General features: G+C 42.6%; 7 protein-coding genes. All 7 read left to right on the top strand.

Going from position 1 to position 7,104, the window contains the following annotated elements; genetic code table 11:
- Positions 1–653, top strand: a 653-nt coding sequence (locus QVO97_RS06770) for a hypothetical protein (RefSeq protein ID WP_288189221.1), incomplete at its 5' end; no start/stop codon positions are given.
- Positions 654–760: 107 nt separating this feature from the next.
- On the top strand, positions 761–2,131 hold the full coding sequence (locus QVO97_RS06775; protein ID WP_288189222.1) for an exopolysaccharide biosynthesis polyprenyl glycosylphosphotransferase: 1,371 nt from the start codon (positions 761–763) through the stop codon (positions 2,129–2,131).
- A complete protein-coding gene (locus QVO97_RS06780; RefSeq protein WP_022359613.1) occupies positions 2,094–3,200 on the top strand; it encodes a glycosyltransferase family 2 protein in 1,107 nt (368 codons plus the stop codon). Before QVO97_RS06775 ends, QVO97_RS06780 begins: the two co-directional genes overlap by 38 nt.
- Before the next feature lie 2 nt (positions 3,201–3,202).
- Entirely contained in the window at positions 3,203–3,991 is a 789-nt protein-coding gene (locus QVO97_RS06785) for an ABC transporter permease (protein WP_022359614.1), read from the top strand.
- A gap of 24 nt (positions 3,992–4,015) precedes the next feature.
- Positions 4,016–4,759, top strand: a complete 744-nt coding sequence (locus QVO97_RS06790) for an ABC transporter ATP-binding protein (RefSeq protein ID WP_022359615.1) — start codon at positions 4,016–4,018, stop codon at positions 4,757–4,759.
- A gap of 31 nt (positions 4,760–4,790) precedes the next feature.
- The gene (locus tag QVO97_RS06795; RefSeq protein ID WP_022359616.1) at positions 4,791–6,620 is read left to right on the top strand and encodes a DUF4422 domain-containing protein; all 1,830 of its coding nucleotides are present in this window, start codon (positions 4,791–4,793) and stop codon (positions 6,618–6,620) included.
- 23 nt (positions 6,621–6,643) lie between these two features.
- On the top strand, positions 6,644–7,104 hold a 461-nt coding region (locus QVO97_RS06800), incomplete at its 3' end, for a glycosyltransferase family 2 protein (RefSeq protein ID WP_288189226.1).

A 7,104-nucleotide genomic window follows, 5' to 3' on the forward strand; every position in this document is an offset into this window, starting at 1 on the left:
AAAGCTGCCGAAATAACCTGATTGCCCGCATGGACAGCGACGATATCGCCTGTCCGGAACGATGTGAAAAGCAGCTGGCGCAGTTCCGTGGCAACCCGGCGCTGGCGCTGGCGAGCGGAGCGATTGCCGAGTTTGAGATGGATTCGCTGGAAAAAGCAGCAAATATGAAGTGGACGATAGATACGCCGAAAGAGCCGGTGGAGATTCCAGAAGATTGTTGTATCACCGGTACCCGGACGTTGCCGTGCGGTTATGAGGAGATTCTTACATTTGCCCGCAGGCGCAACCCGATGAACCATATGGCGGTTATGATGCGGCGGGACGCTGTTTTAGTGGTTGGCAATTATCGTGCAGTGAAGGGCGCCGAAGATTATGAACTATGGGTGCGGATGCTGCAGGCTGGTTATCGGGCAGAAAATCTGCCGGATGTGCTGGTATACGCGAGAACCGGAAATGGCATGATGCAGCGGCGCGGCGGTCTGGCGTATGCGAAAGAGAATATGCGTCTGCAGACCCATTTTTATAAAAGTGGATTTTTGACATTTCCTGAATATATAAGTAACTGTGCTGTGCGCGTGGCGGCAAGCATACTGCCGGTTGGGATTCGCGGCTATTTGTATCAGAAAAAGTTGCGGGAAGGAATGCACGCCTGATAGTTCAGGGAAAAAAAGATGAAAGAAAGGAACTGTTTGGTAAGAACCGTACATTTGTACGCGGAGTTTGCCTGAGAGAAAGCGGACAGTTGCGAGAGGATACGATTTTGAGACAATACGAACCATTCAAGAGGCTGTTCCGAATGGGAGGCGCGGTCATTTTGATGGCTGTCCTGACGGGGATTTATGGATGCGTCTGGAACGGTTATTTCAATAAATTAATTGAATTTCCATTTTGGAGAAGAGGAAACTGGCTGATGATCGCCCTGTATGCAGGAATTTTGTTTTTCTTCCTATATACATATGGGGGATTCAGGATCGGATATCTGAAAAAGGGAAACCTGCTTTGCTCTCAGATACTGTCGATCGGACTTTTAAATATTATTACTTATATACAAATCTCATTGCTGGATAAGAAGTTTCACGATCCGCGGATTTTACTGGCGATGACGCTGGTACAGCTTCTGGCGGCGATCGTCTGGACGTACTTATTTCAGCGGCTATATCGGCTGCTGTTTCCGCCGAGAAGAATGCTTCTGGTATGTGGCGATCGTCCGGCATTTCATCTGATGGAAAAAATCAATTCGCGCGAGGATAAATATTACCTGGCGAAAGCGATTCATATCCGGGTGGGAATGGAGGCGATCATCCGGGAAGCAGGGACATTTGACGCCTTGATTATCGGCGATATTCCAGCCAAGGAGCGAAATGCACTCTTGAAAAAATGCTTTGAAAAGGACATCCGCACCTATACAGTGCCGAAGCTGTCGGATATTCTGCTCCGGACCTCGGAAGAACTGGATATTTTCGACAGTCCGCTTCTTCTGTCAAGAAATGAGGGCATTTCCGGGGGACAGCGGTTTGTGAAACGGGCGATTGATCTATTCTTTTCGGGATTGGGAATCGTTGTTTTATCGCCATTTTTTCTGCTGGTGGCGCTGTCGATCTACCTGACCGACCGGGGACCAGTGTTTTATAAGCAGACGAGGCTGACCGAGGGTGGAAAAGAGTTTCAGATCTGTAAATTCCGGACGATGATTCAGAATGCAGAAGCGAAAACAGGCGCCAGACTGGCGGCTGAAAATGATGATCGGATTCTGCCGGTCGGACACTTCCTCCGCAGAACCCGTCTGGATGAGCTTCCACAGCTTTTTAATATCTGGAAAGGCGAGATGTCGATCGTGGGACCGCGCCCGGAACGCCCGGAGCTGGCGGCGGAGATAGAGGAAGAGATCCCGGAATTTTGCTATCGTCTGAAAATGAAAGCAGGGCTGACCGGTTATGCACAGGTTTACGGGAAATACAATACGACTTCCTATGACAAGCTGAAGCTGGATCTGACCTACATACGGAATTATTCTCTGCTTCTGGATCTGAAGCTGATGCTGATGACCCCGAAGATCATGATGTTAAAAGAAAGTACGGAAGGAGTGGCAGACAATGGAAACGCTTCTGACAGTCGTCATCCCGGCGTATAACGCGGAAAAATATATTCAATATACACTGGATTCACTCTGTGCCGGATGCGAAGCACAGTGCCGTTCGCTTGAACATACAGAAAGAGAGAAAAGTGCGGCAGAATCCGATATCAAACACCAGAAATGTGGGCAGTCATGCCTGGAAGTCCTTGTGGTAGATGATGGTTCAACCGATCAGACCGGAAAAATCGCGGATCAATATGCAGAAGCATATCCGGATACGGTCCGCGTGATTCATAAAAAAAATGGTGGCCACGGTTCCGGTATTAATTGTGGTATCCGGGAGGCGCGAGGCCATTATCTAAAGATTGTCGATGCCGATGACTGGGTCGATCCGCAGGCATTTTCAAATTTAGTAGATGCATTGGCGCATACCAATGACGATGCGGTAGTCAGCGGATTTTACTGGCGGTTTGACAATGGAAGCGGCGAAGAATCCTCTTTTCCAAGTAAAGCAGAGATGCAAGAGCCATTCAAGGGCGTGAAATATGGAAAATCCTACGTCTTCGACGGGATTGCCGATCAGGTTTATATGAAAATGCATGGAATCACCTGGCGGACGGAGATTTTGAGACAGATGCCGCTTTCAATCGACGAGCACTGCTATTACGTCGATGCGGAATACATCCTGTATCCGATTCCATGGGTGCGAACCGTGTCCTTTCTGCCGGATTTTGTCTATCAGTACCGGATTGGACGTGCAGGTCAGAGTGTCAGCCCGGAAAAAATGATTCAGAATAAGAAAAATTACGACCGGGTGCTGGAATCCTTGTGTGCATTTTATGAGAAATGCCGCAACGGGGAGATTGTTTGTTCCGAAGAAAAAATGCGCTATATCGAGAGCGGAATCGCCCGCGTGGCGGCAGGAAGAGTCAAGATCCTTTTGAGTCTTCCTGCGGATAAAATGGTGAGAAATCAGCTGGTTCGGTTTGACAAGGAATTATTGGAAAAATATCCGGGAATTTATCATGCAAACCGGAATAAGGCGGTAAAGGCGCTCCGGATGAGCCGGTATCGGTTGTATGGGGCGGCGGTTTGGGCGCTTAGTAAGATGAATAGGAGCTTTTAAAAATGAGCCGATTTAGAGATCGTTTGAATGGATTATATAATTACAGAAATCTTTTGCAGCAGTTAGTTGAGAGAGATGTAAAGCTGAAATATCGGAGAAGTTTTTTAGGATATCTGTGGAGTATTTTAAATCCATTGATGATTATGATGATCATGGTCATCGTATTTTCAAATATGTTCCGGTTTGATATACAGAATTATCCAGTATATCTGATTATCGGACAGACCGTATTTAATTTTGTTTCAGAATCAACGAATCAGGCAATGTGGTCAATCACAGGAAATGCATCCCTGTTAAAGAAAACGTATGTACCAAAATACATATTTACACTTTCCAAAGTGACAAGCTCATGTGTAAATATGCTGTTTTCTCTTGGCGCGATGCTGATTGTTCTTTTTGTATGCAGAGTTCCGTTGAACTGGTATATGCTTTTCATTCCGTTCATTATTATCCAGGTATATGTGTTCAGTACGGGGATTGGTTTATTCCTGTCGCAGGCAACCGTATTTTTCAGAGATGTGCAGTATATCTATGCTGCATTTATGACAGGCTGGATGTATTTGACCCCTATTTTCTATCCGATCAATCAGCTGCCGGATGGACTGAGATGGGGAATTACGACATTTAATCCTCTGTATTCCTATATCACACAGTTCAGAACGGTTGTTTTGATGCAGCAGCTTCCGGATTTGGGAATGGTCTTACAGGGAACATTGGTCGCGTTGGGAGTTTTGGTAATCGGAACGGCATGTTTTATGAAAAATCAGGATCGTTTTATACTTTACATTTAATTACGCGAAATAGGAGACATCTGTATGGATATGAATACATGTGCGGTCAAAGCGGAGCATGTTGTAATACGTTTTAATATGGCGTCCGAGAAGATCGATAATTTAAAGGAGTATTTCATCAAGCTTGTAAAGCATGAACTGATGTTTAAAGAATTTCTCGCACTCAATGACGTATCGTTTGAGGTGAAAAAAGGAGAAGCCTGGGGAATTATCGGCGTAAACGGATCTGGAAAATCTACGCTGTTAAAGGCAATCTGTGGAATTCTAAAACCTTATAAAGGAAAAATAACAGTCAACGGAAGCATAGCGCCGCTGATTGAGCTGGGTGCCGGATTTGATGGTGATCTGACAGCCAGAGAAAATATTTTCTTAAATGGTGCTGTCCTGGGGCATGATAAAAAATTTATGGAAGAGCATTTCGACGAGATTGTAGAATTTGCAGAATTGCAGGATTTTTTGGATATGCCGATTAAAAACTACTCTTCCGGTATGGCGGCGAGACTGGGATTTGCGATAGCAACGATTGTCAAACCAGATATTTTGATCTGTGATGAGGTCCTTTCAGTAGGTGACTATGCATTTCAGAAGAAATGTGAAAAACGCATGAATGAAATGCGGGCAGGCGGAACAACACTTCTTTACGTATCGCATTCGATTGAATCGGTACAGCAGATTTGCGATCATGCGCTTTGGCTTCAAAAGGGAATTGTAAAGGGTATTGGAAAAGTCGACGAGATTGCAAAACAATACATGGAAAGTCTGGCATAAATCGTCTGGCATAGAGAATGAAGAGGTTCGAATGAGTAATGTAAAGATTCTGGTAGCTTGCCATAAAGATACGGCGCTCTTAAAAAGTAATATTCTTCTACCGATTCAGGTGGGAGCGGCTCTGGGAAAAAGAAAGCTGGACAATATGCTTATGGACAATACAGGAGAAAATATATCTGAAAAAAATTCGATGTATTGTGAATTGACAGCACAGTATTGGGCTTGGAAAAATTTGAACGCGGATTATTATGGTTTTTTCCATTACCGGAGATATTTGAATTTTTCAGATCGGCGGTATAGGGAAGATCGCTGGGGAAATGTGCGTGAAAATATTTTATCAGAAGAAATGAAAGAGAAGTATGGACTTTCTGATGGGAAGATAGAAGCGCTGGTTTCCTCCTATGATCTGGTGATTTCAGAAGAAAAAAATGTTGCCTCGATGCCGGGAAAAGCTTCGAATGTATATGAACAATATCAGTACGGGGATGCTTTGCATATTGAAGATTTAAAATGTGTATCTGACATTGTAAGAGAAAAATATCCTGATTATGCAGAAGATATGGAGCTGTATTTAAAGGGAAAATACACGTGTTTTTGCAATATGTATATTATGAAAAAAGAACTGTTCTTCGAATACATGGAATGGCTGTTTGATATATTGTTTGAATTTGAAAAAAGAGCAAATATGCGTGACTATTCCATTGAGGGAAGGAGAACTCCGGGGCATCTGGGGGAACGGCTGCTGACCCTTTATTATATGCATTTAAAACGAACCAGAAATCTGAAAATAAAAACTTTGCAGACAGTCATTGTCTTTCATACGGAGGCGAAACAGCCTGTATCTGTGCTGCCGGCATTTGAGGAGCGGAATATTGCGATCGCATTTGCGTGCAATGATAAATTTGTTCCATATATGTCAACTTTGTTGGAGAGTATACGTGAATGTGCCAGCAGTAAATACAATTATGACATCCTTGTATTGACACAAAATATATCGGAAAAAAATAAAGAGATCCTTAAAAGGATGATAACGGATAAAAGCAATTTTAGCATCCGTTATCTGGATCCAACGCCGTATATACAGGGATGTTCTTTTTATATCCGGGGGCATTTCAGTATTGAGACATATTTCAGGCTTGTATTGCCGGAATTGCTTCCTGGATATCAAAAAATACTGTATCTGGATTCAGATATGGTGGTACAGGGCGATGTGGCTGAATTATACAACGAAAATATAGATGGATATCTTCTGGGGGCGTGTCATGATGCAGATACAGCGGGGCTGTATAACGGTTATGAACCAAATAAAAAACAGTATATGGATCAGGTTTTGAAATTAAAAGAGCCATATATGTATTTTCAGGCAGGAACTTTGCTTATGAATCTGGAAGAGTTTCGGAAGATATATACGGTGGAAGAAAAATTACAGTATGCAACTTCACATAAATTTCAGCTGCTGGATCAGGATATTTTAAATAAGCTATGCGAAGGAAAAGTACGCTATCTGGATATGGTATGGAATATGATGGTGGACTATGCCGGAATCCGGAAAAATCAGATTGTAGTAAAGTCACCAGCATGGCTGAATGAGATGTATCTTGAGGCAAGAAAGAAGCCCAAAATCATACATTATGCAGGCTCTGAAAAACCATGGCATCATCCGGAGATGGACTTTGGAGAAGTGTTTTGGAAGTATGCCAGAATGACTCCTTATTATGAAGGACTGGTTCGGGATATGACTTTATATTCGATTCGGGAAGCAGAAGAGAAATGTAAGTGGAGTCGGAAAATTGTGGGAGGAATCAGATGTGTTAGGGAGCACGGGGTGAGGTATACTTTGAGATATTTAAGAAAAAAGTAAAATATAAATAAGAGGTAAATGAAATGGAAAATAGGGTGGACGAACTACTTACGATTATTGTACCAGCATATAATGTTGAAAAATATATTGCTGAATGCCTGGATAGCTTGGTAAATCAAACAAAGAGAAATCATAAAATTATTATTGTTAATGATGGTTCCACAGATGGAACAGAAACAATATGTTTAGATTATAAAAATAAATACAGTGATTTGATTACATATATTTATCAGGACAACAAAGGGCTTGGTGGAGCCAGAAATACAGGAATGAAAGAAGTGAAAACACCGTATTTGTGTTTTTTGGACAGTGATGACTGGCTTAATATAAGATATGTTGAAAAATTTACGCAACTTATAAAAAACACGGACGAAAAACCAGATATAGTGTTTACTCTTCCCTGGGTTTATGACACAGTTACTAATTGTGTAACTCCATGGATGGATAAAAAATTATATGAAAAAATATTTGAAGTAAAACATGG

This window comes from Clostridium sp. CAG:43 (assembly GCF_000434655.1).
In the GTDB taxonomy this organism is placed as follows: domain Bacteria; phylum Bacillota; class Clostridia; order Lachnospirales; family Lachnospiraceae; genus Otoolea; species Otoolea fessa.